Source organism: Enterobacter sp. 241F3, assembly GCF_034106785.1.
Classification (GTDB): Bacteria; Pseudomonadota; Gammaproteobacteria; order Enterobacterales; family Enterobacteriaceae; genus Enterobacter; species Enterobacter vonholyi.
This window is the reverse complement of the sequence record NZ_JAWNDD010000001.1, coordinates 1,256,085-1,282,038: the sequence shown is the minus strand read 5'-3', so window position 1 is coordinate 1,282,038 and position 25,954 is coordinate 1,256,085. Positions and strand designations below refer to the sequence as shown.

Here is a 25,954-nt window from a genome sequence, read left to right as displayed (position 1 = left end):
AGAGGGGGGTAGGGCAGTAAATGTAACAAGCCGGTTGGGTTAACGATGTTCGCTTCTTTGCGAATGGAGAAGCTGAGTGATTTCTTTGCGCTTTCTTGTTGCCCATTCGGGCTTGACTGAGAGCATTAAACTGTATTCCTTTCTGAAATAAACTTCTCTGTATTCCCGTTCAGATGAATGTTTTGCTGCATAGGTTGAGGCCAGCCCCGCCACGGCACTCTCCACAAACCAATAAAGAATTTCATCGTCACTGAGCGTTACTTTTCGCTGTATTTCAAGACCCCTTTCACTGATGATAAAATGATATTCTTTCCCATGAATTTCCAGATAGGGAGTTGCAACCCCATCAGGTAGGTCAGGGATAAAGAAGTAATGATTTGGTCTTGTGCCTCCCCCAAGTTGCTCACCTATTTTTAGAAGTTCGTTTCGTAGTTCTTCAATCGTTTTCATCAGCATTCCTTTGTTATTTTATGTGAACCACTCATTTTCGCAGAATGGGTGCACAGAGTCTGCTCGCGATCACTTCCCCACAAACGCACTCACAGGCAAACCGAAACGCTTCGCCAGCGCCCGCATATGATCCAGGGTCAATGTGCGCTGTCCATTAAGGATCCGACTCACCAGAGACTTTTTGCCAATCTCGTTCTCGAAATCGCTCTGAGTGAGTTGGTACTGATCCATCAATGTTCGTAATAACGCAACGCCTGACGGAATGCGGGCAACACGCGCGTTAAATTCTGCAAACTCCGGAGACTCGTTTTCGTATTTATCGATTTTCGCGGTAAGCATCTCTACCAGCGGGCTATCGGGGTCGTGCTCAATAAGATGTTCCACCATCGCCAGAGCATCCTCGTAATCTTGTCGCGACGGGGTTGAGCCCAGGAAGGGAAGCTCCTTAGTCAGCTCGTTTGCCGCTTTGATGGCTGCTGCATAATTCATTCTTTCGTTCTCCGGTAGAGGTCCGTGAGCTTGTCATACTCTGCGTGCGTGCTGATGTGTTTAATGAAGATCTTTCCCCGCTCAAAATCAGGAAAAAACATTACTCTTAAATGTCCGCGCCCACATCGATGACCCATCATTTTTCCCGGTATTTCATCCGGTCCTGGCTGGGAAAGCGCTTTTCGCATATCGCCTGGTGACGAGTAGTGTTCCTTCTTTAGTACCCGGTAAAGGTCGTCCAGGGCGAGTGATCGATTGGGAAAATGTCTGGCCGCCGTATCGAAAGGCGCTCTTGAGACTACGTGCATCCTTGCCCTTTGTTTCCAGATTGGAAACATTATAGGTTGTGGTTGGTGAGTTGACAATGTGGAAACAACGATGGGCTGCAGTTTCCACATGCTCGTGATTACGGTTCTCATCTATTGAGTGCGCACACTTTAAGAGGTAGTGGTGAGAAATTAAAGTGAATGGCATGGTTAGGTTTTGGGTATTTATTTGATTTGCGTAGCGTATTCAGTAATTATTGGATGAGAAGGATTTCAGTGGGTGAAGGTTTTGCATACAGGAGTATATGGAAGTGTGTGAAAGATGCGTCCGCTTTGTGCCAGCAGCGGACGTTGCGCGGTATGTTAGTTATGATACGAAATGTTTGCGTAAGATTTTTTCTAATAGTGAAAAAATTACTGTGACCCTTTTTGGAGTAACCGTCTGATAAGGCCGATATAAATAAAATTGCCATTTCTCCTGTCGCAGTTCTGGCAGGGGTTTTATGAGTTGACCATTTGCTAAGTACTCTCTACAGATAAAATCGCTGGACTGTACAACCGTTTTGCCAGCCAAAGCGGCCTGAATTTCTGCGTATGGGTCCGTAGTATAAAATTCAATATGACGAGGGACAAAGGTATTCACTGCGTCACTCATAAATTCAAAGATTTTTCCCGTTTCAGGATTAAGTAAACCACTGAATGGATAACGTTGCCGAAGATCTTCTAAATCCGTTGGAGCTCCCAGGCGCGCAACGAGTTCTGGGGATGCTACTAAAATATGTTCCACCTGCGTGATATTTTTAATGATAAAGTTTGGATTAGGTTCTCGCCCGACGCGTATACCTATATCGATACGATGCTCGACAGTATCAAGTTTCATCATGTCTAAACGCCAGTCGATAAATAATTCAGGATATGGGCGTAGCGCAGTCAATAGTTCATATAATACTTGTTCATGCTTTGGAAATCGAAGCGACGTGATACGGACAATGCCCTTCATTTCATTATCATCTTTCGCCGTCTGAAATAGTTTTTCCGAATCCTCAAGCAGTCGCCTGGCTTGAGGTAAAAAAAGCTCACCGAAGCTTGTGAGAAAGATCGAGCGAGTATTGCGTCTGAAAAGGGGTTCATCAAGCTGTTTCTCCAGCTCAGCGATTGTTCGTGTTACAACCGATGGTGAAACCGAAAGCTTTATAGAGGCTTCGCGGAAGTTGAGGGTCTCAGCGGCGATGATAAAAAACTTCAGAGCATCAAGTTTGTTCATGATTGTTGTGAAAGTTGCAATAATGTTTTTTGATATTAGCAATTAATTTGCAATTATTCCAATCGTATAATCAAACCATCAAACAAGTAATCTATCGTATCCTTTTATCAGAACTTTGAAGAGTAATTTATGGCAATACAACCAGTAGAATTAAACAAAGCCTATCGTTTATTGCAGCTCGGGCCAACGACGATGATATCGGCTAAAAATAATGGTATTGAAAATGTCATGGCAGCTGCCTGGGTGGGATTAGTAGGCAATAACAAAGTGATGGCTTTTATAGGTCCACAGGCATTTACACGCGGCCTTGTCGAAAAAAGTGGATATTACGTTGTCCAAGTCCCAGTAGTAAATCAGATGGAAATGGTTTTATATGCAGGCGGTCACAGTTATTCTGACACACCCGAAAAAAACAATAAAATCCCACTTTTTTATCAGAAAGAGTTTGATCTGCCTTTAGTTGTAGGTTGCGCTGGCTGGCTAGTCTGTAAGGTTATACCCAATGAAGAAAATGAAAAGCAGCACAACTTGTTCATGGGGGAAATTGTCGGAGCATGGAGTGATGACCGCGTTTTCAGGAATGGGCACTGGATTTTTGATGATGCGCCTGATGAACTACGTACTGTCCATTACGTAGCTGGCGGACAGTTTTACGCCATTGGCAAAGGTACAAAATTTAATTATGGTCCGGGAAAAGACTAATCCTTACTTCTGTATAAATGTAGCCATAGAAAATGGCTACATAGAGGTAAGAACACCAAAATCAACCCATTAAAGATGTCCGCTCTTCGCTCTTAACAGACAATCAATAAATAACATTGTATTTTGTATGAGGCCGAAATTCTGCTTCTTACCCAGCAGAATTCCAGCCTTCCATCACCCGCCTCAGTGTGCCGTGATATACGGCTCCTTCACAAACTCCGCCAGCAGCCAGACCATATCATGCAGCAGCCCGGTCAGTTCTTTCGCCACGCTCATGGGCAGCGTTCCGCCCATCACCGCCAGCGTTAACGCTACGGCATAATCCACCTGCAACGTCGTTTCCTGCCAGCAGTCCGGCACGCAGGAGGTAATCTTTTCCCCCGCAACCAACTGTTCAACCAGATACGGCGGAAGTTCCGAGTCACAGCACTCGCGCAGCCGTTTCAGCGCAGCCAGTAATCGCGTACAGAGCATGGCAAACGTCACCGCGTCGTCAGTTTCCACCAGTACGCTTACGTAAGCGGCGCAGGCATCGGCCAGTTCGAAGAGATCCGCGGAATCGGAAATTGGGTGGTTGATGAGATGATGAACAGCGCTTTCCTCAGAAAGCGCGTAGGAAAATTCAGGGATAGTCGCCATTTAGCATCCTCTTTGTCCAAAAATGTCATGTCATGCTAACGGGTTCCTACGCCCGGTTACGGATGTGCCGCAACGCAGGCACTTTACGGCGGTGAAAAAAGGAAGGAAAGGGGATGCCCCTGAATTACATAAGGTTGCTTGCAGGTTTGCGAGGCGGCTTCAAGAAGGGCATTGCCGGGTGGCGGCTACGCCTGACCCGGCCTACAAAAATCACAGCCCTGTAGGCCCGCGCTAGCGCAGCGCCGCCGGACATTCCTGCTGTAAAAAGGGTTTTTGCCGATCGTGTGTGAATATCTGCCATTTTATCTGCGACGTACTCAGGGTAAAAATGGCCGTGGCCAGCGTGTTCTCTTCATCCGGGTCGTGTGGCGAGAGACGATAAATCGGGAGCGCGGGATCATGCTGGTCTGAAAGAATTCCCAGAGCCGCTGTACCATCAAGGTGAGATTGCGTATCCAGCCAGGCGTTTAGCCGCTGCTGGCGTGACCGGGAGCTGTCAGTGATTACCTGCTCAACCGCATCAAGCTGAGGGTGGATAAGGTGATTAGCATGGGCGAAAACATCCCGCAGCGGCGTGACGGAACAGCCTGTTCCCGTCGCCTCCACGCTGAACAGCCGGCTGTCTCCCATTTGTCCCAGCGTATGATGAAAGGCTCCGGCGCGTGGTGATGAGGTCAGTATAGTGACAGCTTCATCCAGGCTGGCGGCATTCAGCGCAGCGCGGGCAAGTATCTGGCGCGGCATGCCGTCCGGACGGTGCAAAGCGCGTATGTTATTCACCGTATTCACTACGCCCTTTTCGTTTACGGCGAAGGTATGTCCGCAAATCGATCCCGGATAAGCAAAACTGGTGAACGCCAGGCCGTCATCCGGGGTGATGCTGACGATGGCGCAGTCATTGCGAAGCTGCGGGAAACCGTCTTCATTATGCGCGATAATCAGCTCTCCCACAGCGGTGCTTCCCGCTACCGTGGTGCAGCCATCAGAGGTTGAGCGCACCAGATCGCCGCGGCAGTTCCAGGCAAACACCTCATCAAACGGTGCATCCAGGCCCTCGGCCAATCCCTCAAGCTCCTGCCAGATTAGGGGATACGCAGACTGTACCCGCGAGCGCATGCTCCGGGTCTGTTCTGCATCTTTCATGGCGGTAACGGTTTTCCACAGCGCCGTTTGCGTCAGTTTTGCATGCCAGGCCTCGCGTCCGAACGCGCCAAGCGCCTGGCCTACTGCAAAAGCGGAACCACGAATGTCGATTTTTTTCATAGGGTTATCATTCACTTCTGTTCAGGATACGTGTTGCAAAAATTCTTTCAGGCGGGGATTGCGACTGTTATTCAGCAGCATATCAGGTGGACCATCTTCGGCAATGGTACCGCCATCAATAAAGATGAGCCGGGATGCCACATCGCGGGCGAAGCCGATTTCATGGGTCACAATCACCATGGTCATGCCTTCTTCCGCCAGCGAGCGCATGACTTTCAGCACCTCGTGCCGTAATTCGGGGTCCAGCGCTGAGGTCGGCTCATCGAACAGCATCATTTTCGGTTTCACTGCCAGGGCTCTGGCAATGGCTACGCGTTGCTGCTGACCGCCAGAGAGCTCTGATGGGTAGTGACTGGCGCGTTCGCGTAAGCCAACGCGGTCCAGCAGCGCCAGCGCCTGTTCCCGCGCGGCGGCTTTGCTCTGTTTGCGTACGCGAACCGGACCAAACATCACATTCTCCAGCGCCGTCAGATGGGGGAACAGATGGAACTGCTGAAACACCATCCCGGCTTCACGGCGGATATCACATTCGTTAGCGTGAGGATCGGTAATATGCATTCCCGCTACCAGCAGCGTGCCGGAGGAAATTTCCTCCAGCTTGTTAATGCAGCGCAGCAGCGTCGATTTGCCCGAACCGGAAGGTCCGATGATCACCACGACTTCGCCAGCATCAATTTTTAAATTGATGTCGTGCAGCACCTGAGTGGCGCCGAAGTTTTTCGACACCGCGCTAAATTCAACCATGCTCATAAAATATGGATCCTCTTCTCCAGTTGCTTCAGCAGGAAACTCAGGCACAGCGTCACCAGCAGGTAGATCATTGCCACTGCGGTCCAGACTTCCAGCGCGCGGAAATTACCGGCAATAATTTCTTGCCCCTGACGAGTCAATTCCGCCACACCAATCACAATAAACAGCGAGGTGTCCTTAATACTGATAATCCACTGATTGCCTAGCGCAGGGATCATCCGGCGTAATGCCAGCGGCATAATGACATGCCATAGCGTGCTGCGCTGGGATAACCCCATTGCCAGGCTGGCCTCTCTAAAACCTTTATTAATTGAGAGGATCGCTCCTCGGGTGATTTCTGCAATATAAGAGCCTGAGTTAATCACAATGGTCGTAATGGCCGCTGTTACCGGGTCGATATGAATCGGTAACACCATGGGGAGTGCGAAGTAAATAAACATCACTTGCACCATAATAGGCGTTCCGCGGATTAACTCGACAAAGACTAAAGAGACTGTCTTTGATATTTTTCCTCCGAGCGCCCGGCAGGTTCCCGCCAGCAGGCCAATAACAAAACCACCCAATAAACCTGATAATGAAATAATCAGCGTCAGCTGTAGTCCTTGCAACAGCAGCGGCAGGGACTCCCAAATATATTTACTGTCGAAATTCATATGTTACCCGTTAAGATGCAACGAGGTCGGATCGCTCCGACCTGGCGGGATTATTTTGGCTGTTTAGCAAACCACTTCACGTAAATCTTGCTGTACGTCCCGTCCGCACGTAACGCCTGCAGCGCAGCGTTGATCTGCGGCGTCAGAGCGCTGTTCTTCTGCATGGCAAAACCGTAGTGCTGCGGCAGAATGCTGTCAGTCTCGCCGGTCGATTTCACTTTGCCATCGCCCGCCGTTTTTACGTAATAGAGCACGTTGGGGGAATCGTGCACCACCGCATCAAGGTTACCGGCCTGCAAATCAAGATAGGCGTTATCGATATTCGGGAATTCAACATAGTTCGCCTTGTATTTGCTTTTCATAAAGCTGGCCGCCGCCGTTCCCTGCTTTAATCCCACTTTCTTTCCTGCTAAATCGCTGAATTTAGTAATGGTGTTATCGCTGCTTTTCACCGCCATTAATAAATCAGCATCATAATAACCGTCGCTGAAATCGACGACTTGTTTACGCGCGTCGGTTATCGTAATGCCCGCCATGGCGACATCCAGATTGCGTGATTGTAAACCCGGGATCAGTCCCCCAAAATCCATCGGGCGTAATTCGTAGCTGACATCCATTTTTTTAGCTATGGCATCCCACAAATCAATATCAAAGCCGACGTATTTATCGCCTTGTTTAAATTCAAAGGGGACAAAGGCGGTATCCACGCCAACCGTTAATTTATCCTGCGCTTGTGCCACAAAACTGGCGGAGCAAGCGACCAGCGCTAACGTAACTTTTAATTTAGTGGATAATCCAGACATGATAACCCTCGGCGTCAGTGAAGTAGCGTGCATGAATGTCACCCGGCGAAATACATCGGCGGAATGGGAAAATAAAACGTTGATATGCAGGGCGCACTTTCATGCGCCAGATTTAAAGTGAAAGCTTATGCGGGAATAATCTCATCCCGGCTGTCGGGTACCGGCGTCTGTGCGCCGTTCATTACCATTGAGAGAAAACTGTAATAACCATTGATGCCGATCAGATCCACCACGCCTTTCTCGCCCCAGAGCGCGATAGCGTGCTGCCAGGTGGCATCGCTGACCTTCTGCTGCTCCTGTAACTCCTTGCAAAAGTGATAGACCGCCCATTCATCCGGCTGCAGATCCTCTGGAAGACGCTTTTCATTAATCGCCCGCACCGACGCGGCAGAAATACCCTTCTCGCGCGCTATCGGCGCGTGAATCGCCCACTCAACAGGCTGCGACCAGTGCCGCGCGGTCATCAAAATCGCCAGTTCCGACAGGCGCTGCCCCAGCGCGCTGCGATAACGCAGATATTCCCCCATGCGTTGCGCATGCGCCATGAGCTCTGGACTGCGCAGCAGCGGCTCGAAAGGTGGCAGCAGCGCACCGCGAGGCCCGTTGATTATCTCTTCGGCCAAAGCGCGCTGCTGGTCGTCCCACTCATGCTCCGCCAGCGGCGGTAAACGATTGATCATAATTTGCTGGTCTCTTCGCGAATCACGGTGTTCAGCGTGTCCACCACAAAGTCGAGCTGGCCAGGCGTGACGATAAACGGTGGTGCGATCAGGATATGGTCGCCGTACTGTCCGTCAATGGTTCCACCCATTGGATAGACCATCAGCCCACGTGACATACAGTTTGCTTTGATTGCTGCATGCAGCTTCAGGGCAGGATCGAAGGGGGTTTTGCTGGCTTTATCGCGCACCAGCTCAACGCCCGCAAACAAGCCGCGCCCGCGCGTATCACCGACGTGGGGTAATTCCCCCAGTACTTCACGCAATGCGTTGTGCAGGTAAGCCCCCTGTTGCCTCACCGCTTGCAGCAAATTATCGCGCTCAATCACCTGCTGCACGGCCAGGGCTGCGGAAGCGGCGGTCGCGTGGCAAATGTAGGTGTGCCCGTGCTGGAACAGACCGCTACCGGCCTGCAGCGCTGAGACAACCTTCTCGCTCGCTAATACTGCGCCAATCGGCTGATAGCCGCCCCCCAGCCCCTTCGCGATGGTCACCAAATCCGGCACCACATCATCCTGTTCAAACGCATGCAATGTGCCTGTGCGTCCCATGCCGCACATGACTTCATCCGCGATATAGAGGATGCCGTATTTATCACACAGGTTGCGTACGCCTTTAAGATAGCCCGGGGTGGGCGGCGTGGCGCCGGTGGTAGCCCCCACCACGGTTTCAGCACAGAAACCAATAATGGTGTCGGGACCGGCCTCAATAATGGCGTGCTCCAGCTCGTTGAGCAGGCGCGTGGTGTATTGCTGCTGGGTTTCGTCATCGCGGCGGTCGCGATATTCATTGCAGGCCGAAACGCGGATCACGTCGATCAGCAAGGGGGCAAACTGGCGGCGACGCCATTCGTTGCCTCCTACCGCGAGCGCCCCAAGGGTATTGCCATGATAGCTCTGCTTACGGGCGATAAATTTGGTGCGCGACGGCTGTCCGATCTCAACAAAATACTGGCGCGCCAGCTTAAGCGCGGTTTCAACCGCTTCCGAACCGCCCGAAACGAAATAGGCATAGTTAAGATCGCCAGGCGCCGTGCGCGTCAGCTGTTCAGCAAGCTGTTCAACGGTGTCGCTAGTAAAAAAACTGGTGTGGGCATAGGCCAGCCGATCGATCTGGCGATGCATCGCAGCCAGCACGTCAGGATGCGCGTGGCCTAAACAGGAAACGGCGGCGCCACCGCAGGCATCCAGATACTGTTTTCCCTGTGCATCAAAAATGTACGCCCCCTGGGCGCGTACCGCCACGGCGGGCGTGCTGCGTAAACTGCGGTGAATGATATGGGTCATGCGGGTCCTGCTCCTGAATGCGCTGTGCTAATAAAGCGCATCTTGCAGGATCCATTTGTATCGCGTCAATTTCATTTTGATCCAAATGCATTCTGTTTTCTTATGCCGAATGCAAATGAATCATTTTTCAGGGTTTCCCAGGGACCACATAGGCACCAGAGTCGATAAGATAGCGTTCAGCATTTTCGATTTTATTCACTGCATCCCGACCATGTCGCGCGACCAGCATCGCCAGTAAACACTCGGCGAGCCCCATACCCGACACTACGGAAGGGAAAAATGACGGGCTGTCGATAGAGAACAGCAGTGTGCAATCGGCAGCCTGGGCTAATGGCGAGACGGGAGAATCCGTGATGGCGACGATTGTCGCGCCCGCCTGCCGGGCTGCGCGCAGGACATCCAGCGACTCACGGGAATAGGGGGCAAAACTGGTGAGTAACAGGCAATCTTGTGCTGTTAATTCACGCGTGAACACTTCGATGTTGCTCGCCAGACCATCAATGAGCGACGCTTGACGATTAAACAGTCGATAGACATAAAACAGCGACCAGGCGATAGGAAAGCTGGCCCGGAAGCCGCAAATATAGACATTCTCGGCCGCGTCCAGCAGCGATACGGCCTGCTCCATCGCCTGATGGTTTTCGTGCTGTGTAAAAGCCAAATTTGCCTGATGCGCCTGAAACACCTCTTCATACAGCTGCGGCTGAGTGCCTTTGGCGATCAGCTTCTCGGCCTTTGATACATATGTATCATTGCGCAGTCCGAGTTCATCAATGAATGCGTCCTTGAGTTCACCCCAGCCGTTGTAGCCTAATCGTTGCGCCAACCGCAGCAGCGTGGCGGGTTTTACACCGGCTTCACTGGCGAAGGCGCGCATCGATAGCACGACCAGTTGATTGGTATTCTGTAGCGAGAACTCGGCAGCACGCTGTAATTCTGCAGACAACTCACTGAATGTACTGACAATATTTTCCCTTGGATTCATAGCAAATAGTCCCGCTGTTTAAGGTTAGCGCTGCTGTTGTCAAGTGACGTTCGATCTTTGCAGACTGAACGGACTCGCGTTGTCCCGGAAACGGATGATGAAAACACAGCGTAAATAAGTCAACGGGGAGCTGAACAGAGAGCATCAGGCGTGTGAAACCCAACCTGACCGCGTCCCCAACCGTAGGCTCGCGCAAGCGCAGCGCCGCCGGGCACAGCCGCGCTGCCGTCACCCCTCGCTCAGCATCGTCAAAAACCGCTTCACCGTCCGCGAGCGTTCAAACCGCCGCCAGCACAGTGCGATATCGGTATAAAGCTCCGGCGAGCTCAGCGCGTGGTAGGTGACATTCGGCGGAGAAATGGCCGCCATGGATTTCGGCACCAGCGCGAACCCGCCGCCTGCGGAAACCATGCTCAGGGAGGAGGAAAGCTGCGACGACTGCAGCGCGTGCTGCACATCGATTCCGGCCCGCTCGCAGCAGCCGTGAACCCGCTCGTACAGCCCCGGCGCGACCTCCTGCGGGAACAGCACCACCGGCGTATCCCGAAGCTGCTCTAACGCCAGCGAATCGCATGTCGCCAGCGGATGGTCGCGATGCAGCGCCACCACCATCGGCTCCCGGTCGAGGATTTTTAACTCGAACGCCTTGCTGCTCTCGCACGGCAGGCGCACGAAGGCGATATCCAGTTCACCCTCCGCCAGCATCGTCGTTAGCGACGACATATTGGCTTCCACCTGGTGAACCTGCACCGCCATATTCTGCACCTGAAACTGGCGAATCAGCGCGAAAATTTTGGGATGAAAAGCGTCGGAGCTGGTGATGCCAATCGACAGGTTTCCGTTCAGCCCGCGCGCGATGCCGCGAGCTTTTTCCAGCGCGGCGTCGCTCAGCGCCAGGATCTTGCAGGCGTCCTCGTAGAAGGCTTCTCCCGCCTCGGTCAGCTCCACGCCCCGCGTCAGGCGCCTGAACAGCGGCGTGCCGACTTCCTCTTCGAGCCGTTTGATCTGCTGACTCAGAGGAGGCTGTGAAATACCCAGCGCTTCGGCCGCCCTGGTGAAGTGTCGCTCGCGTGCAACCGCGACAAAATACCGCAGATAACGAAGTTCCATATCTAAAACGTCTCAAACCAGCATGGTTTCTATATTGGAACTCTCTGCTGAATCGGGTCAACATTTATTTAACCTTTCTAAATAAAGTTGAAGAGGACGAGCACGATGATGCATTCATCTGCCTGCGACTGTGAGGCCAGCTTGTGCGAGACCCTGCGCGGGTTTTCCGCCCAGCATCCTGACAGCGTGATCTACCAGACATCGCTAATGAGCGCCCTGCTAAGCGGCGTGTACGAAGGGGAGACCACCATCGCCGATCTGCTGGCGCACGGTGATTTTGGCCTGGGCACCTTCAACGAGCTGGACGGCGAAATGATTGCCTTCAGCAGCAAGGTATACCAGCTGCGCGCCGACGGCAGCGCCCGGGCCGCGAAGCCGGAGCAGAAAACGCCGTTCGCGGTGATGACCTGGTTCCAGCCGCAGTATCGTATCACCTTCAATGCGCCGGTCAGCCGTCAGCAGATCCACGACGCGATCGACCAGCAGATCCCCTCCGATAACCTGTTCTGCGCGCTGCGCATTGACGGCAATTTCCGCCACGCCCACACCCGCACCGTACCGCGCCAGAAGCCGCCGTACCGCGCGATGACCGACGTGCTGGACGACCAGCCGGTGTTCCGCTTTAACCAGCGTGAAGGGGTGTTGGTCGGGTTCCGCACGCCACAGCATATGCAGGGCATCAACGTGGCGGGCTACCACGAACATTTCATCACCGATGACCGTCAGGGCGGGGGCCATCTGCTCGATTACCAGCTGGAGAGCGGCGTGCTCACCTTCGGTGAAATTCACAAGCTGATGATTGACCTGCCCGCCGACAGCGCGTTTTTACAGGCCAACCTTCACCCCAGCAATCTGGACGCAGCGATCCGTTCCGTCGAAAACTAACAGGAGAACTATCGTGAACAGTGAGAAACAGTCACGTCAGTGGGCGCACGGCGCCGATTTGGTTGTCGGCCAGCTGGAAGCGCAGGGCGTGAAGCAGGTGTTCGGGATCCCGGGGGCGAAAATCGACAAGGTCTTTGACTCCCTGCTGGACTCCTCCATCGAGATTATTCCGGTGCGTCACGAAGCCAACGCGGCGTTCATGGCGGCGGCGGTAGGGCGTCTGACCGGCAGGGCCGGGGTGGCGCTGGTGACCTCCGGACCCGGCTGTTCGAACCTGATCACCGGCATTGCCACCGCCAACAGCGAAGGCGACCCGGTCGTGGCGCTGGGCGGGGCGGTGAAGCGGGCAGATAAAGCCAAACTGGTGCACCAGAGCATGGACACCGTTGCCATGTTCAGCCCGGTCACCAAATACGCCGTCGAAGTGAGTGCGCCGGACGCGATTGCTGAGGTGGTTTCCAACGCGTTTCGCGCCGCCGAGCACGGCAGGCCGGGGGGCGCGTTCGTCAGCCTGCCGCAGGATATTGTCGATCAGCCCGCCACGGGGGCGATTTTGCCTGCCAGCGGCCCGGCGCTGATGGGCCCGGCACCGGAATCCGCCATTAACGACGTGGCGAAGCTTATCGAAAAGGCCAAAAACCCGGTCATCCTGCTGGGGCTGATGGCGAGCCAGCCCGCCAACAGCGCCGCGCTGCGCAAGCTGCTGGAGAAAAGCCGTATTCCGGTCACCAGCACCTATCAGGCCGCCGGGGCGGTGAATCAGGAGCACTTCACCCGCTTTGCCGGACGCGTCGGTCTGTTCAATAACCAGGCGGGTGACCGGCTGCTCCATCTGGCGGACCTGATTATCTGCATCGGCTACAGCCCGGTGGAGTACGAGCCGTCCATGTGGAACAGCGGCGACGCCACGCTGGTGCACATCGATGTGCTGCCAGCCTATGAAGAACGTAACTACGTCCCGGATCTGGAGCTGGTGGGGGACATCGCCGAAACGCTGAATCAGCTCGCTAACCGTATCGACCATAAGCTTGAGCTAAGCCAGCGGGCCTCCGAAATTCTGGTCGATCGCCAGCATCAGCGCGATCTGCTCGATCGTCGCGGCGCCTCGCTTAATCAGTTTGCCCTGCATCCGCTGCGCATCGTGCGCGCCATGCAGGACATCGTGAATAACGACGTGACGCTCACCGTGGATATGGGCAGCTTCCACATCTGGATCGCCCGCTACCTCTACAGCTTCCGTGCGCGTCAGGTGATGATCTCCAACGGTCAGCAGACCATGGGCGTCGCGCTGCCGTGGGCGATTGGCGCGTGGCTGGTCAACCCGCGCCGCAAGGTGGTTTCGGTCTCCGGCGACGGCGGCTTCCTGCAGTCAAGCATGGAGCTGGAAACCGCGGTGCGCCTCAACGCTAACGTGCTGCACATCATCTGGGTGGATAACGGCTACAACATGGTTGCCATTCAGGAAGAGAAAAAATACCAGCGTCTTTCCGGCGTCGAGTTCGGCCCGGTCGATTTCAAAGTCTATGCCGACGCCTTTGGCGCGAAAGGCTTTGCCGTGGAGAGCGCCGACGCGCTCGAACCCACGCTGCGTGCGGCGATGGATGTGGATGGTCCGGCCGTGGTGGCCATTCCCGTTGACTACAGCGATAACCCGCTGCTGATGGGCCAGCTCCATCTCAGCCAGATTTTGTGACTCAACATAAGGACAGAGAAATGCAAAAAGTTGCTCTCGTAACAGGCTCAGGCCAGGGGATTGGTAAAGCGATTGCGCTTCGCCTGGTGAAAGATGGCTTTGCCGTCGCCATCGCCGACTATAACGCGGAAACGGCCAGAGCCGTGGCCGATGAAATTATCCGCAACGGCGGTAACGCCGTCGCCGTGAAGGTGGACGTCTCTGACCGCGAGCAGGTATTTGCGGCGGTGGAGAAAGCCCGCACCGCGCTGGGCGGTTTCCACGTGATCGTCAATAACGCCGGGATCGCGCCGTCCACGCCGATCGAGTCCATCACGCCGGAGATTGTCGACAAGGTCTACAACATCAACGTGAAAGGGGTGATCTGGGGGATCCAGGCGGCGATTGACGCGTTCCGCAAAGAGGGGCACGGCGGCAAGATCATCAACGCCTGCTCCCAGGCGGGCCACACCGGTAACCCGGAGCTGGCCGTCTACAGTTCCAGTAAATTCGCGGTGCGCGGCCTAACCCAGACCGCCGCGCGGGATCTTGCTCCGCTGGGGATCACCGTTAACGCCTACTGCCCGGGCATCGTGAAAACGCCGATGTGGGCGGAGATCGACCGTCAGGTCTCCGAGGCGGCGGGTAAACCGCTCGGCTACGGTACCGAAACCTTTGCCAAACGCATCACGCTTGGCCGCCTGTCCGAACCGGAAGATGTCGCCGCCTGCGTTTCATACCTGGCAGGACCGGATTCCGACTACATGACCGGCCAGTCTCTGCTCATCGATGGTGGGATGGTGTTCAACTAAATTCTAATAAGCTCTGACATGAGTTTTCCCCTGCACCCGTGCAGGGGCTTTTTTTTGTCTCCTCATCCATTGTGCATTACACTGCGCGCTGCAAAACTTTAGTCATTACGATCTGACAGGCGGTAACAGCGATGAACGGTACAATCACAACGTGGTTTAAAGATAAAGGCTTTGGATTTATCAAAGATGAAAACGGCGACAACCGCTATTTTCATGTGATTAAGGTCGCGAACCCCGATCTGATTAAGAAAGATGCCGCGGTGACCTTTGAGCCAACGACCAACAACAAAGGCCTTTCCGCCTACGCGGTGAAGGTGATCCCCGAAAGCAAACATCTCTATATCGCAGGCGAGCGCGTGAAGCTCAGCTCGATTAAGTCCTTCGTGGTGTTCAGCGAAGAAGAGCCTGCCGATACCAAAATCGACAAAGAGAATGCGGTGCTGTCGGTGGGGCTGCTGATGAACAGCATCAAGCCGAAATCTGATAAAAAGCCGGGCGAAATGCGCACGGTGAAGAAGCTGGCGATCACCACCTTCCAGAACACGACGCTGATCTTCACCGAAGATGAGATCGACATTGATGCCACGGTTAAGCTGCTGAAGTAATTGTAGGCCGGGTGGCGGCGATGCCTTACCCGGCCTGGAAAACCCGCGCCGCCGCACGGTTTACCCCATCCTGTGCTCGCCTCTTAACATAGCCTCACGGTCAAACACCTTCTGGATCGCCCCGTGCGCCATAAACGCCGCCCGGTCGGACATATGGGCAATCACGTCCGCGTCGTGGCTCACCAGCAGATAGGTCATCTCGTGCTCGGCCTTAAGACGGTTGAGAAGGTTCAGGATCTCTGCCTGCACCGACATATCCAGCGCCGAGGTCGGCTCGTCCAGCAGCAGAAGCTGCGGGCGCAGCAGCAGCGCGCGGGCAATAGCCACGCGCTGGCGCTGGCCGCCGGAAAGCTGGTGCGGGTAGCGCCTGCCCGCGTCGGCGGAAAGCCCCACCTGCTGCAGCGCATCCGCCACCTTTTCGGCAATCTGCGTTTCGCCGTGGATTTTTAACGGCTCCGACAGGGTGCGCGCAATGGTGTGGTTCGGGTGCAGCGACGCCCACGGATCCTGAAATACCATCTGCACGTTGCGGCGAAGCTCGCCTTCAAAACGTCGTCCTGGCGTTAACGCTTCTCCCAGTAGCGCAATACTGCCGCGCCACTCGCGCTGCAGCCCAGCCAGCACGCGCAGAAGGGTCGATTTGCCGCAGCCGGACTCACCGATCAGGCTGAACGTCTCGCCTCTCTCAATGCTAAAGCTGGCGGCCGAAACCGCCGTTTTTTCCCCGAAGTTGACCTGCACCTGGTTAACCTCAACGAGCGCCATCGCTGGCCTCCTTCCACGGCTGCGAACGGTCGAGCGTCGGCAGCATCTGCCCATAGGTATTGGCGTCTGGACGACAGGTCCACAGGGTTCGCGTGTACGGATGCGTCGCCTGCGGGAGATGGCTTGCCGCCATCTCATCAACCTTTTCGCCCTGATACATCACCAGCACGCGGTCGCAGTGTTCCGCCACCAGCGGCAGATCGTGGCTGATTAACAGCATCGCCATCTGGCGGTCTTCGCACTGCTGCACCAGCAGCTCGAGGATCTGGTTGCGCAGGCGGGCGTCCAGCGCGGAGGTGGGTTCATCGGCAATCAGCACCTGCGGGTTGTTGATCAGCGCCATCGCAATCATCACCCGCTGGCCCATGCCCCCGGAGAGTTCGCCGGGGTAGCGCTGGAGGACATGTTCGTTGAGTCCGACGGCGCGGAGGATGTCGTGAATGCGCGCCAGGCGTTCAGCGCGGGGCAGGCGCTGATGCAGGGTCTGCGCCTCATCAAGCTGAGCGGCGACGTTTTTCGCCGGATTCAGCGCGTAGCGCGGGTCCTGCAGGACCATCGCAATCCCGTTACCGCGCAGCGCCTGCCAGCGGCGGGCGTTCAGGGTCAGCAGGTCGTTGCCAAGCACGTTAAGCCGGTTGGCGCTCACGATACCGGGTTTTCGCACCAGACCCATCAGCGCGCGGGCGGACATGGACTTGCCGGAGCCGGATTCCCCCACCAGCGCCAGCCGCTCGTTGCCAAGCGTAAAGCTCAGGTTGTTGACCACGCGCGCGGCGGGGTAGTCGATATTCAGCGCATCGACGATGACGCGGGGTTCAGTCATGCTGTGGCTCCAGTACGTCGCGCAGGCCATCGCCCAGCAGGTTAAACGCCAGGCTGGCAAACAGGATGGCCCCGCCCGGAATGGCGGCAATCCACCACTGGTCGAAAATCACCTGCATGCCGTCGGCAATCATCGCCCCCCATTCGGCCATGGGCGGACGTGCGCCAAGGCCGAGGAAGCCAAGACCGGCGGCGGCCAGAATAATGCCTGCCAGATCCAGCGCCAGCCGCACAATCGCGGACGGCAGGCACAGGGGCAGAATATGCCCGACCAGCAGGCGCAGGCCGCGAATGCCCATCATCTCTGCTGCGGCCAGATAATCGCTATGGCGCAGACGCTGAATTTCACTCCGCGCCTGACGCGCGTATGCGGGCCAGGTGGTTAAGGCCAGCGCCAGCGCGCCGTTGACCAGCCCCGGGCCAAGCATCGCCACAAACGCGAAGGCGAGGATCAGGCGCGGCATCGACATCACCACGTCGGTAAAACGCATCAGGATGCGCTCCAGCCAGCCGCCGTAGTAGCCGGACAAAATTCCCACCAGCAGTCCGGCGGGCAGGGTAATAACGGTGACTAACGCCACCAGCCCGAGCGCCGGACGGGTGCCGTAAATCAGACGTGAAAGCAGGTCGCGACCGTAGCTGTCTGTGCCCAGCCAGTGCTGGCCGTTCGGTGCCTGCAGGCGCGCGGCGGCGTCCTGCCAGTTCGGGTCAACCGGGGCCAGCCACGGCGCGAACAGGGCAATAACCCCCAGCAGCGCGATGGCTAACAGCCCGCAAAATGCGGCAGGGGAGCGTCGCAGCCGGCGTAAGAAGAGATAAAACGGCATCAGCGCACCTTGGGATCGGTTGCCCGCACGAGCAGGTCGGTAAGGTTATTGATCAGGACAAAGCAGACGCCAATCAGCAGCGTGCCGCCCATGACCGCGGTGGTGTCTCCGGCGAACAGGGCGGTGGTGAGATAGCGCCCGATCCCCGGCCATGAGAAGACGGTTTCGGTTAATACCGCGCCCTCCAGCATGCTGGTGTAGGCCAGCGCGATCACCGTCAGCAGGGTGCCGCGAATGTTCGGCAGCACGTGTCGCAGCAGGATGGCCATCTCCCCGGCACCTTTTGCGCGGGCAAGCAGGATGTACTCTTTGTTCATCTCGCTCAGGCAGGCCGAGCGCGTCAGGCGGGTAATGCTTGCCAGCGAGTAATAGGCCAGCAGCAGCACCGGCAGCACCAGGTGGCTGAGGGCGTTGCGGAACGCCTCGCGATCGCCGGAAAGCCAGGTATCTATCAGCGCAAAGCCGGTGCGCTGCTCGACGGTGAACTGCCAGATATCGTCCAGCCTGCCGGGGCCTGCGCTCCACTGCAGCTTCGCGTAGAACAGGGCCAGCATCAGCAGGCCGAGCCAGAAGATCGGCACCGAGTTGCCGAGCAGGGTGAGGGTTCTGATGGCTAAATCGAGCGGCGAACCGGCGTAGCGAGCGCACAGCACTCCGGCAGTCACGCCGAGCACGGCGCCGATGATTAACGCCAGCGTTGCCAGCTCCAGCGTGGCGGGGAATGCGTGCAGCAGATCCTGCAGCACCGGCTGTCCGGTGGCGCTGGCGGTGCCTAAATCCCCGTGGGCAAGGTTTTGCAGGTAATGCCAGAACTGCACGGGCAGGGGCCGATCCAGCCCTAGCTGGTGGCGAACCTGATCGTACGTCGACTGGCTGGCGTGATCGCCGACGATCTGCAGCACGCGATCGACCGGTGAAAACGCCGAGAGCGCAAACGTGACGAGCAGCAGCCCGAAGAGCGTAAGCAGCAGGGTCAGCAGGCCCTGAAGCACGCGGGTGGAAAGATGTGGCATGGGAAATCTCTTCATGCCGGGTGCGGCTTCGCCTTACCCGGCCTACAAAAACCGAGAACACAGGCCGGGTCAGCGCAGCGCCACCCGGCAACAAGGGCTACTTCGTGACGCGATCGTACCAGACCATATCCGCGTTCAGCCCCTGCTGATACCCCTTCACGTTATCGCGCACCACGATCTGGGTTTTGCCCTGATCGACGAACACGTACGGCGAGCTCTGCTGCAGCTGTTCCTGCATTTTCTTGTACAGGTCCAGACGCTTCGCCGGATCCGGTTCGGCAACCGCCGCCAGCGTGGCCTTGTTCAGCTCCGGAATTTTCCAGCCGTTCAGACCGGCCACGGTGCTGGACTTCCCGTCGTTCCACGCGAAGGCGCTGGCGTTTGAGTGCGCGTCGAAGTAGTCCGGGATCCACAGACGAATCGCCGCCTGATGCTGCTTGGCGCGCACGCGGGCATAGACCTGGCTCCCGGCTGCAGGCAGCAGATCCACCTTCACGCCACCCTGCGCAAAGCTCGCCTGCATCGACTGGGCGATGGTAATAAACGGCGGCTTGTTCTCCACGTCCAGCGTGAAGTGCGCGTCCTTAATGCCCGCTTTGGCGAGAATGGCTTTCGCTTTTGCCGGGTCAAACTTAAACGGGTTGTCTTCCAGCGCGCCCGGCAGCCCGACCGGCAGGAAGCTCTGATGAACAAAATACTGGCCTTTCAGCAGGTTCTTCGTGATGCCGTCATAATCGACCAGCCAGCGCGAGGCTTCCCAGAACGCCGGGTTGTTCAGCAGCGGGTTGGCGCTGTTGCCGGTGTTAAACACCAGGTAATTCTGCTCCGCAGAAGGGATGCTCAGCACCTTCACGCCCGGCTTGCCGTCCAGGGCGCTTATCTGATCTGCACCGAGATCGCGCGCCACGTCCGCATCACCCTGCTGGATCAGCAGGCGGCGCGAAGCCGGATCGGGGACGTTTTTAATGATGATGCTTTTCAGCTTCGGCGCGCCGCCGGGGGCGGAGTCGTTGGCTTCCAGCACGATGGCCTGATGCGGCTGATAGACGCGCATTTTGAACGCGCCGCTGCCCGCCGAGTGCATTTTTAGCCACGCGTTACCGAAGTCATTATCCTTCACATTCGCGGCGACCTCTTTTTCATCAACGATAGAGGCAATCGGCGTGGAGAGAATATTCAGCGCCACCGACGGGCTCACGTCCGCCGTCCAGTGAAGCTGGAGGGTGTGATCGTCCACCTTTTTCAGCTGGCTGGCGATGTTGCTCGCGTCCCAGCCCAGCACGTTGAGAATAAAGGCCGGGGATTTGTTAAGCGTCACGGCGCGGGTGTAAGAGAAAATTACGTCTTCCGGGCGCAGCGGGTTGCCGGAGGCGAATTTCGCATCGGGCTTAAGCTTGATGGTCAGGGTTTTTGCTGCCGCGTCCGCTTCCCAGCTTTCTGCCAGAATCGGCGTGATTTTTTCCGGGTTATCGCGGTCCGGCTGCACCAGACGCTGGTACAGGCTCGGGACGGTCTGGATGCTGGAGAGCTCGTTGGCTTCGGCCGGGTCGAGGCTCACGATATCATCGAGCCCCTGGGCAATCACCAGCGTGTTGGGCGGAGTAGCGGCGTGGGCTGCGCCTGAGAGCGCAGTCAGTACCAGTAACGGCAGCAGTTTTTTCGTCATAGCGATCCCTGAGAAGAATATATTGTGATTGTTTTATGCTCCGCTACGTTAGGTCGAGTGTGACATTCCGCAAAGTCGAAATTCAGCTTTACTTATGCCTTCCGGGAATATCGCATGCGCTGGGGCTATTAAAATATGCTGCTTCTCGCCTGCTTTTTAACCTGCTATAACAAATGCCTTACCTTTCAGGAAGTCACCGCCGTGCCCGAAATCAATCAACATGGTCAAACCGTTAACGATATCGTTCCCGACTGGAAGGGCGCGCGCGTATTAACCCGCACCCCGCTGTTCGGCCAGTATTGTCGCCTGGAGCCGCTGGACGCCGATCGCCACGCGGCCGATCTCTTTGAGGCCTACGCGCTGGGTGACGACAGCGACTGGACGTGGCTTGCCAGCACGCAGCCCACGAGCGTGGAAGCCACCGCGCACTGGATCGTGGCGAAGGTTATGGACGATGAGCTGGTGCCGTTTGCCGTCATTGACTTACGCACCGAACGGGCGGTAGGGCTGGTGAGCTATATGGCTAACGAGCGGCTGTTGGGCTCGGTGGAAATTGGTCACGTCACCTGGTCGCGCAAAATGAAAGGATCCCGCATCGGCACCGAAACGGTGTGGCTGCTGCTGAAAAATGCGTTTGAGCACGGCTACCGGCGCCTCGAGTGGAAGTGCGATTCGATGAACGTGGCCTCACGCAGGGCGGCGGAGCGGCTGGGGTTTGTCTGGGAAGGGCGCCTGCGCCAGAAGCTGGTGCGCAAAGGGCGCAACCGCGACAGCGATATGCTTTCTATTATTGACGGCGAATGGCCGCAAAGAGATGCGGAGCTGCGCGCCTGGCTGGCGGCGGAGAATTTTGACGATGAAGGGCGGCAGATAAAGCGGCTTGAGGCGTTTCGGTTATAAGTTTTTTATGTAGGGTACAGCGTAAACACGCGGTTAATCCGCGGAAATCGCGATTTCAATCAGGTTGGTTTTTCCTGACTGCAGGCCGCGCGTTACCGCTTCGGCGATATCTGCAGCCTCGGTTACCCGGCAGCAGTGGACGCCCATGGCGGTGGCAAGCGACTGAAAATCAATATGCGGGTTCACCAGGTCCATCCCGATAAAACGCCCCAGCCGCGTTGAGCTGTAGTCAGCCTGGCTCTTCATAAAGTTTTTCAGGATGTTGTACTCCCTGTTATTCATGACGATAAAGGTGACCGGCAGATTTTCGTGTGCCGCCGTCCAGAGCGCCTGCGGCGAGTACAGGGAGGCCCCGTCGCCTATCAGGCAGACCACCGGCTCACGCCCGCGTCCCAGCGAGTGCCCTACTGAGGCAGGCATCCCCCAGCCCAGTCCGCCGCCGCGCATAAAGTAGTAGCGCTTGTGCTGCTGGTCAGAGATGAACCGGCGGACATGCCGGGCGGTCGCTATCGCCTCATCAACGATGGTGGTACCCGCCGGAATGGATCGGATGACTTCCCAGGCCGCCACCATCGGGGAGATCGCCGGGCGTAGCCGCTCGGCGGCCAGACGTTCCTCCTGCTGCTGCCACACCTTCTCCCGTTCGTCGCGGGCCGCAACCAGCAGCCGCTGGTGGGCCAGCGTGCTGGCGATCAGTCGCTGCTTAAGCTTTGGCAGCAGTTCATGCAGGGACAGTTTGATATCCCCCATCACTGAAAGGCGAGTGGCATAGGTGCGGCCAAGCTCGTGCATATCCGCCGAGAGCTGATATACCGCGCAGGTTTCCGGAATGCCCTCGCCCTCGCTGTACAAAATGGTGATCAGGCTTCTGCCGCCGATGATAAATACGGCATCGTAGGCGTTGATGATGCTGGCGATTTCGCTGGCGGTGGTGGGCATATTGCCCCGCCAGAGCGCATGCTGCGTAGGGAAGGGCAAATTCAGGGGCCAGGAGGAGCCGTAGACATGGGCGCTGAGCGCTTCAGCAAGCTGGACAATCTCCTGCGTCGAGCCGCTGGAGTGAACTTCATCTCCCGCCACAATCATGATCCTGCCCGGGGTGACTTCGCTGAGCGCCTCCGCCAGCTCGTCCAGCGAGCCCGCGACGGTGTGGTAGTTCACTCTGGATGCCGTCTGTATTCCGGCGTCGCTCAGCTCTTCCATGACGTTCATCGGGAGTGAAAGCAGGACCGGGCCACCCGGAGGGTAGCTGGCCGCGTGAAACGCGCGGCGCACAAGAACCGGGAGCTGGTCGGCGCTGGTAACCTCCTGCGCCCATTTCATGACCGGGGAGCCTATGGAAACAATATCGTCATACAGCAGCGGGTCGCGGACGTAGTGCCGCGTGTCCTGCTGTCCGACGGTGACCACCAGCGGAGTTTTCATGATCCGCGAATTAATGAGGTTCCCCATGCCGTGCCCCAGGCCGCTGGCGGTATGCAAATTAATAAAGCCCGTTTTGCCGGAGGCTTTTGCGTAGCCGTCGGCAATGGCCACTACGGTGCTTTCCTGAAGCGCGAGAATATAGTGAATATTTTCATGGCGAAGCAGGGCATCAATGAGCGGAAGTTCGGTTGTTCCGGGGTTGCCAAAAATATATTCCACCCCTTCACTCTCCAGCACTTCAAGAAGAATGTCGGCACCCGATCGCATATTTAAATCTGATAAGGACGTTAATGATTTAATCATAATGACACCTCATTCAGCATTATTTAACGCCGGCTAAAATTCTTCCTGCGTCGGACGAACAACAATTTCATTAATATCAACGTCGCCAGGCTGTTCAATAGCAAATAAAACCGCGCGGGCAATTGCGTCAGCCGGAATAGCCTGCTTGTAAAATTCATGCAGGAACTGTTTGCTTGGGGCATCAGAGCTGCCGAACTGCAGTTCGCTTTCGACGGCACCGGGAGAAATAAGCGTCGTGCGGATGGTTTTACCCGCCTCCTGACGTAAGCCTTCACTCAGCGCGCGGACGGCGAATTTCGTGGCGCTATACACCACGCCGCCAGGGGCCAGCACTTTGATGCCCGCGACGGAGGCAACGTTTATAAAATGCCCGCGGCCCTGACGCTGGAACACCGGGAAAGCCGCGGCGATGCCGTACAGCACCCCTTTCAGATTGGTATCAATCATCTTGTCCCATTCGTCGGTTTTCAGCTCGCTGAGCGGGGCGATAGCCATAAAGCCCGCGTTATTGATCAGCACATCCACGCGCTGGTAGGCGGCAACGGCAGCGTCAATGGCGCGCTGCACCTCTTCCTGACGGGTGACATCGGCCTTTACGGCTATCGCCTGGCCACCCTGCTGGATGATGCGGTCCACCAGGGCATTAATTTTCTCCAGACGACGGGCAACAAGCACCAGTGAAAAAGGTTTATCTGCCAGATGAAGGGCGATGGCCTCACCAATACCGCTGCTGGCGCCGGTGATAACAACAACTTTGTTTGCACTATTATTCATGATCTTATCTCGCTATTGAGTGATGCAAAAAATAAAAGGCAGAGAAGCGTTAATGAATAATGACAAATTCATTAACGCGGTTTTTGATATATTGTGTATCAGGAATAAAAGGATGTTCGTATAAAACTTAATGGAGTGCGGAAGAGTCTGTCAATGTCGTTTTTTAATAATTAAACTAATTGCAGGGCTAATATTTAATTCTTATAGGTAACCGAGGGTATTATATAAATGAAATTGGTTAACAATAGCGGCCCTGCGAACAGGGCCTGAGGATTACAATTTGCCACTGTAAAGCACCGGCCCTGTCGGGAGGCCAGTGGGCGAGCCGCCCTCTGGTTCAAGGCTTATGGCTATCATGGCGTCAGGAGGGAGCGTTGTGTTCCGGAGGGTGACGCGTGTGGGTATGTCGTTATGCAGCAGCCCCATGGAGACCGGCGCCTGCCCGCCTGGGATCAGCCAAAGCTGCAGGCTGTGTTGCGCCGCGACAGCAGTTGGTCGAAGAGGGGCAATGCTCAGGTGCTGGCGGCTGGCGTCCGCGCTGACGACCCAATCCCCGTGCTGTTGGGCATCGTTGAGGACCATCAGCGGAACGAGTTCCGGGGCTCGGGTGGCATACCAGGCAACGACCGCTAGGGCGGCGAGTGAGGCTGCAACCATCCAGCCGACATAAGGCCGACGTTTGCGTAAAGGCTTTTTAGGCGGCAGATCGAGGGTGATTCTTTTCCACACCGTCTCGGGTGGAGGGACGGGCACAAGATGACTATCCAGCGTGCTGAACATTTCCTGCCAGTACGCGACGCGGGCGGCCAGGGCGGGTTCATGGGCAACCCGTTTCTGGAACTGAAGCCGCGCTCCTCCCCGCAGCGTGCCGAGGGCATACTCTGCTGCCAGCATGTCGTCGCGTTTTTCTGCGTCATTCATAGCCCGACACACTCCCGAAGATGGTCCATTGCCCGACGTATCCAGCTTTTCACCGAGCCAAGAGGCTGCTGGAGCCAGTCGGCAATGTCGCTGTGAGACATTCCCTGATAGTAGGCGAGCGTAATGCTCTGGCGCTGCTCGCTGCTCAAATGTTCGAGACACTGCCTGAGCCGTGCTGCCTGCGCGTCGTCGTGCCAGTTATTCTGCTCATCGTTCTCGCAAGGCAAAAGCGCTTCGTTATACGCCGTCTCGCGGTCGGCAGCCCGGGTTTGCCCGCTTCGCAGCCAGTCGATACAGCGGTTGCGCACAATATGCGTAAGCCAGGTCATCGGGGAGCTCAGTGCAGCGTTGTAGGTTTCAGCTTTACTCCAGACGGTGATAAAACAGTCGTGAAGGATCTCTTCTGCCCATGCGCGGTCGCGCAGCATGCGCAGCGCGACGGCAAACAGGTGTGGCGATGTGAGTCGATAAAGTTGTTCAAATGCACGGCGATCGCCGTTTGCGACCGCCTGCATTAATTTCAGCTGCTGTTCAGCCAGCGCGTTATCCATATTATTCCCGGAAGGCAACGTCACACTTCCGAAGTATAGACAACTACTTAGGCATCAGGACGGTATCAATCACATCGATCACGCCGTTTTTTTGATGAACGTCATAGGTGCTAATGTTCGCCACATTACCTTTACCATCCTTAAGCTGAATATTGTGCGGGCCGTTGCTCATGATCCACAGCGGCTGACCGTTAACGGTCTTCAGCTCCGCGCGGCCGCCGCCCTGTTTAATTTTCTGCTCCAGCGCTTTCATATCGTAATTACCGGCGACCACGTGATAGGTCAGAATGCTGGTGAGCGTGGCTTTGTTTTCGGGTTTGACCAGGTTCTCGACCGTGCCGGCAGGCAATTTCGCAAACGCCGCATTGGTTGGGGCAAACACGGTGAATGGCCCTTTGCTCTGGAGCGTATCCACCAGCCCGGCCGCTTTGACGGCGGCCACCAGCGTGGTGTGATCTTTCGAGTTCACGGCGTTTTCAACAATATTTTTGCTCGGGTACATTTCCGCTCCGCCCACCATCACGGAGCCTGACGTCATGGCTGCTGATGCGCCTGCACAGAAGAGTAAAGCGCTGGTTACGAATGCAACACGGGTTAGCTTTTTCATCATCTTTCCTCGGATTAGGGAGCAAAG

General features: G+C 56.2%; 29 protein-coding genes. 6 read left to right on the top strand and 23 right to left on the bottom strand.

Annotated features, from left to right (window positions below; translation table 11 throughout):
- Window positions 1–39: 39 nt before the first annotated feature.
- The 4 genes from UR504_RS06105 to UR504_RS06090 all read right to left on the bottom strand — a co-directional run bounded on the left by UR504_RS06105 (window position 40) and on the right by UR504_RS06090 (window position 2,469).
- Window positions 40–450 (bottom strand): Imm63 family immunity protein, encoded by a 411-nt coding sequence (locus UR504_RS06105; protein ID WP_248172820.1) that lies wholly within the window; start codon window positions 448–450, stop codon window positions 40–42.
- Between the two features lie 69 nt (window positions 451–519).
- Entirely contained in the window at window positions 520–939 is a 420-nt protein-coding gene (locus UR504_RS06100; RefSeq protein ID WP_302234364.1) for a helix-turn-helix domain-containing protein, read from the bottom strand.
- Window positions 936–1,277, bottom strand: a complete 342-nt coding sequence (locus tag UR504_RS06095; protein WP_414464872.1) for a type II toxin-antitoxin system HigB family toxin — start codon at window positions 1,275–1,277, stop codon at window positions 936–938. Before UR504_RS06095 ends, UR504_RS06100 begins: the two co-directional genes overlap by 4 nt.
- Before the next feature lie 295 nt (window positions 1,278–1,572).
- Window positions 1,573–2,469 (bottom strand): LysR family transcriptional regulator, encoded by an 897-nt coding sequence (locus UR504_RS06090; protein WP_115874430.1) that lies wholly within the window; start codon window positions 2,467–2,469, stop codon window positions 1,573–1,575.
- 129 nt (window positions 2,470–2,598) lie between these two features.
- On the opposite strand from UR504_RS06090, the gene UR504_RS06085 reads away from it, so the two are divergent.
- The gene (locus tag UR504_RS06085; protein ID WP_115874431.1) at window positions 2,599–3,171 is read left to right on the top strand and encodes a flavin reductase family protein; all 573 of its coding nucleotides are present in this window, start codon (window positions 2,599–2,601) and stop codon (window positions 3,169–3,171) included.
- A 183-nt stretch (window positions 3,172–3,354) separates the two neighbouring features.
- Here the strand turns inward: UR504_RS06085 and UR504_RS06080 are convergent, their stop codons facing one another.
- The 9 genes from UR504_RS06080 to UR504_RS06040 form a co-directional block, all read right to left on the bottom strand.
- Entirely contained in the window at window positions 3,355–3,810 is a 456-nt protein-coding gene (locus UR504_RS06080) for a hypothetical protein (protein ID WP_302234368.1), read from the bottom strand.
- A 231-nt stretch (window positions 3,811–4,041) separates the two neighbouring features.
- The gene (locus UR504_RS06075; protein WP_302234370.1) at window positions 4,042–5,073 is read right to left on the bottom strand and encodes a C45 family autoproteolytic acyltransferase/hydolase; all 1,032 of its coding nucleotides are present in this window, start codon (window positions 5,071–5,073) and stop codon (window positions 4,042–4,044) included.
- Window positions 5,074–5,094: 21 nt separating this feature from the next.
- Window positions 5,095–5,817: a glutamine ABC transporter ATP-binding protein GlnQ gene (gene glnQ, locus UR504_RS06070; RefSeq protein ID WP_069719677.1), complete on the bottom strand. Its 723-nt coding sequence runs from the start codon at window positions 5,815–5,817 to the stop codon at window positions 5,095–5,097.
- 2 nt (window positions 5,818–5,819) lie between these two features.
- Window positions 5,820–6,476 (bottom strand): glutamine ABC transporter permease GlnP, encoded by a 657-nt coding sequence (glnP, locus tag UR504_RS06065; RefSeq protein WP_302234371.1) that lies wholly within the window; start codon window positions 6,474–6,476, stop codon window positions 5,820–5,822.
- A gap of 50 nt (window positions 6,477–6,526) precedes the next feature.
- Window positions 6,527–7,279 (bottom strand): glutamine ABC transporter substrate-binding protein GlnH, encoded by a 753-nt coding sequence (gene glnH, locus UR504_RS06060; protein ID WP_320739458.1) that lies wholly within the window; start codon window positions 7,277–7,279, stop codon window positions 6,527–6,529.
- A 125-nt stretch (window positions 7,280–7,404) separates the two neighbouring features.
- The gene (locus tag UR504_RS06055; RefSeq protein WP_302234374.1) at window positions 7,405–7,959 is read right to left on the bottom strand and encodes a carboxymuconolactone decarboxylase family protein; all 555 of its coding nucleotides are present in this window, start codon (window positions 7,957–7,959) and stop codon (window positions 7,405–7,407) included.
- The gene (locus tag UR504_RS06050; protein ID WP_115874435.1) at window positions 7,956–9,284 is read right to left on the bottom strand and encodes an aspartate aminotransferase family protein; all 1,329 of its coding nucleotides are present in this window, start codon (window positions 9,282–9,284) and stop codon (window positions 7,956–7,958) included. The genes UR504_RS06055 and UR504_RS06050 overlap by 4 nt, the downstream gene beginning before the upstream one ends.
- 127 nt (window positions 9,285–9,411) lie before the next feature.
- Window positions 9,412–10,269 (bottom strand): MurR/RpiR family transcriptional regulator, encoded by an 858-nt coding sequence (locus UR504_RS06045; RefSeq protein WP_249575745.1) that lies wholly within the window; start codon window positions 10,267–10,269, stop codon window positions 9,412–9,414.
- Between the two features lie 228 nt (window positions 10,270–10,497).
- A complete protein-coding gene (locus UR504_RS06040; protein ID WP_320739453.1) occupies window positions 10,498–11,379 on the bottom strand; it encodes a LysR family transcriptional regulator in 882 nt (293 codons plus the stop codon).
- A gap of 105 nt (window positions 11,380–11,484) precedes the next feature.
- On the opposite strand from UR504_RS06040, the gene budA reads away from it, so the two are divergent.
- The 4 genes from budA (at window position 11,485) to UR504_RS06020 (ending at window position 15,353) form a co-directional block, all read left to right on the top strand.
- Window positions 11,485–12,264 carry an acetolactate decarboxylase gene (budA, locus tag UR504_RS06035; RefSeq protein WP_115874438.1) on the top strand — a complete coding sequence of 260 codons (780 nt, stop codon included), beginning with the start codon at window positions 11,485–11,487 and terminating at the stop codon, window positions 12,262–12,264.
- 13 nt (window positions 12,265–12,277) lie between these two features.
- Window positions 12,278–13,957 carry an acetolactate synthase AlsS gene (gene alsS / locus UR504_RS06030; protein ID WP_320739451.1) on the top strand — a complete coding sequence of 560 codons (1,680 nt, stop codon included), beginning with the start codon at window positions 12,278–12,280 and terminating at the stop codon, window positions 13,955–13,957.
- 20 nt (window positions 13,958–13,977) lie between these two features.
- Entirely contained in the window at window positions 13,978–14,748 is a 771-nt protein-coding gene (locus UR504_RS06025) for a (S)-acetoin forming diacetyl reductase (RefSeq protein WP_023618768.1), read from the top strand.
- A 131-nt stretch (window positions 14,749–14,879) separates the two neighbouring features.
- A complete protein-coding gene (locus UR504_RS06020) occupies window positions 14,880–15,353 on the top strand; it encodes a cold-shock protein (protein WP_111964451.1) in 474 nt (157 codons plus the stop codon).
- A gap of 60 nt (window positions 15,354–15,413) precedes the next feature.
- On the opposite strand, the gene UR504_RS06015 is transcribed toward UR504_RS06020, so the two are convergent.
- The 5 genes from UR504_RS06015 to UR504_RS05995 all read right to left on the bottom strand — a co-directional run bounded on the left by UR504_RS06015 (window position 15,414) and on the right by UR504_RS05995 (window position 20,446).
- Window positions 15,414–16,118: an ABC transporter ATP-binding protein gene (locus UR504_RS06015; RefSeq protein ID WP_320739449.1), complete on the bottom strand. Its 705-nt coding sequence runs from the start codon at window positions 16,116–16,118 to the stop codon at window positions 15,414–15,416.
- On the bottom strand, window positions 16,105–16,941 hold the full coding sequence (locus tag UR504_RS06010) for an ABC transporter ATP-binding protein (protein ID WP_320739447.1): 837 nt from the start codon (window positions 16,939–16,941) through the stop codon (window positions 16,105–16,107). The genes UR504_RS06015 and UR504_RS06010 overlap by 14 nt, the downstream gene beginning before the upstream one ends.
- Window positions 16,934–17,767, bottom strand: coding sequence for an ABC transporter permease (locus UR504_RS06005; RefSeq protein WP_320739446.1), 834 nt, complete (start codon window positions 17,765–17,767; stop codon window positions 16,934–16,936). The genes UR504_RS06010 and UR504_RS06005 overlap by 8 nt, the downstream gene beginning before the upstream one ends.
- Window positions 17,767–18,780 (bottom strand): ABC transporter permease, encoded by a 1,014-nt coding sequence (locus tag UR504_RS06000; protein WP_320739445.1) that lies wholly within the window; start codon window positions 18,778–18,780, stop codon window positions 17,767–17,769. Before UR504_RS06000 ends, UR504_RS06005 begins: the two co-directional genes overlap by 1 nt.
- A 97-nt stretch (window positions 18,781–18,877) precedes the next feature.
- Window positions 18,878–20,446, bottom strand: coding sequence for an ABC transporter substrate-binding protein (locus UR504_RS05995; protein ID WP_302234395.1), 1,569 nt, complete (start codon window positions 20,444–20,446; stop codon window positions 18,878–18,880).
- A gap of 201 nt (window positions 20,447–20,647) precedes the next feature.
- Between UR504_RS05995 and UR504_RS05990 the strand changes: the two genes are divergently transcribed.
- Window positions 20,648–21,346: a GNAT family N-acetyltransferase gene (locus UR504_RS05990; protein ID WP_302234396.1), complete on the top strand. Its 699-nt coding sequence runs from the start codon at window positions 20,648–20,650 to the stop codon at window positions 21,344–21,346.
- 33 nt (window positions 21,347–21,379) lie between these two features.
- On the opposite strand, the gene UR504_RS05985 is transcribed toward UR504_RS05990, so the two are convergent.
- The 5 genes from UR504_RS05985 to UR504_RS05965 form a co-directional block, all read right to left on the bottom strand.
- On the bottom strand, window positions 21,380–23,074 hold the full coding sequence (locus tag UR504_RS05985; RefSeq protein ID WP_302234397.1) for a thiamine pyrophosphate-binding protein: 1,695 nt from the start codon (window positions 23,072–23,074) through the stop codon (window positions 21,380–21,382).
- A 33-nt stretch (window positions 23,075–23,107) separates the two neighbouring features.
- Complete coding sequence (locus UR504_RS05980) at window positions 23,108–23,848, bottom strand: SDR family oxidoreductase (protein WP_111964443.1); 741 nt, start codon at window positions 23,846–23,848, stop codon at window positions 23,108–23,110.
- A gap of 273 nt (window positions 23,849–24,121) precedes the next feature.
- Entirely contained in the window at window positions 24,122–24,769 is a 648-nt protein-coding gene (locus tag UR504_RS05975; RefSeq protein ID WP_302234401.1) for an anti-sigma factor domain-containing protein, read from the bottom strand.
- A complete protein-coding gene (locus tag UR504_RS05970) occupies window positions 24,766–25,320 on the bottom strand; it encodes an RNA polymerase sigma factor (protein WP_302234403.1) in 555 nt (184 codons plus the stop codon). The genes UR504_RS05975 and UR504_RS05970 overlap by 4 nt, the downstream gene beginning before the upstream one ends.
- Window positions 25,321–25,363: 43 nt before the next feature.
- Window positions 25,364–25,927: a fasciclin domain-containing protein gene (locus UR504_RS05965; RefSeq protein WP_115874448.1), complete on the bottom strand. Its 564-nt coding sequence runs from the start codon at window positions 25,925–25,927 to the stop codon at window positions 25,364–25,366.
- Window positions 25,928–25,954 lie beyond the last annotated feature (27 nt).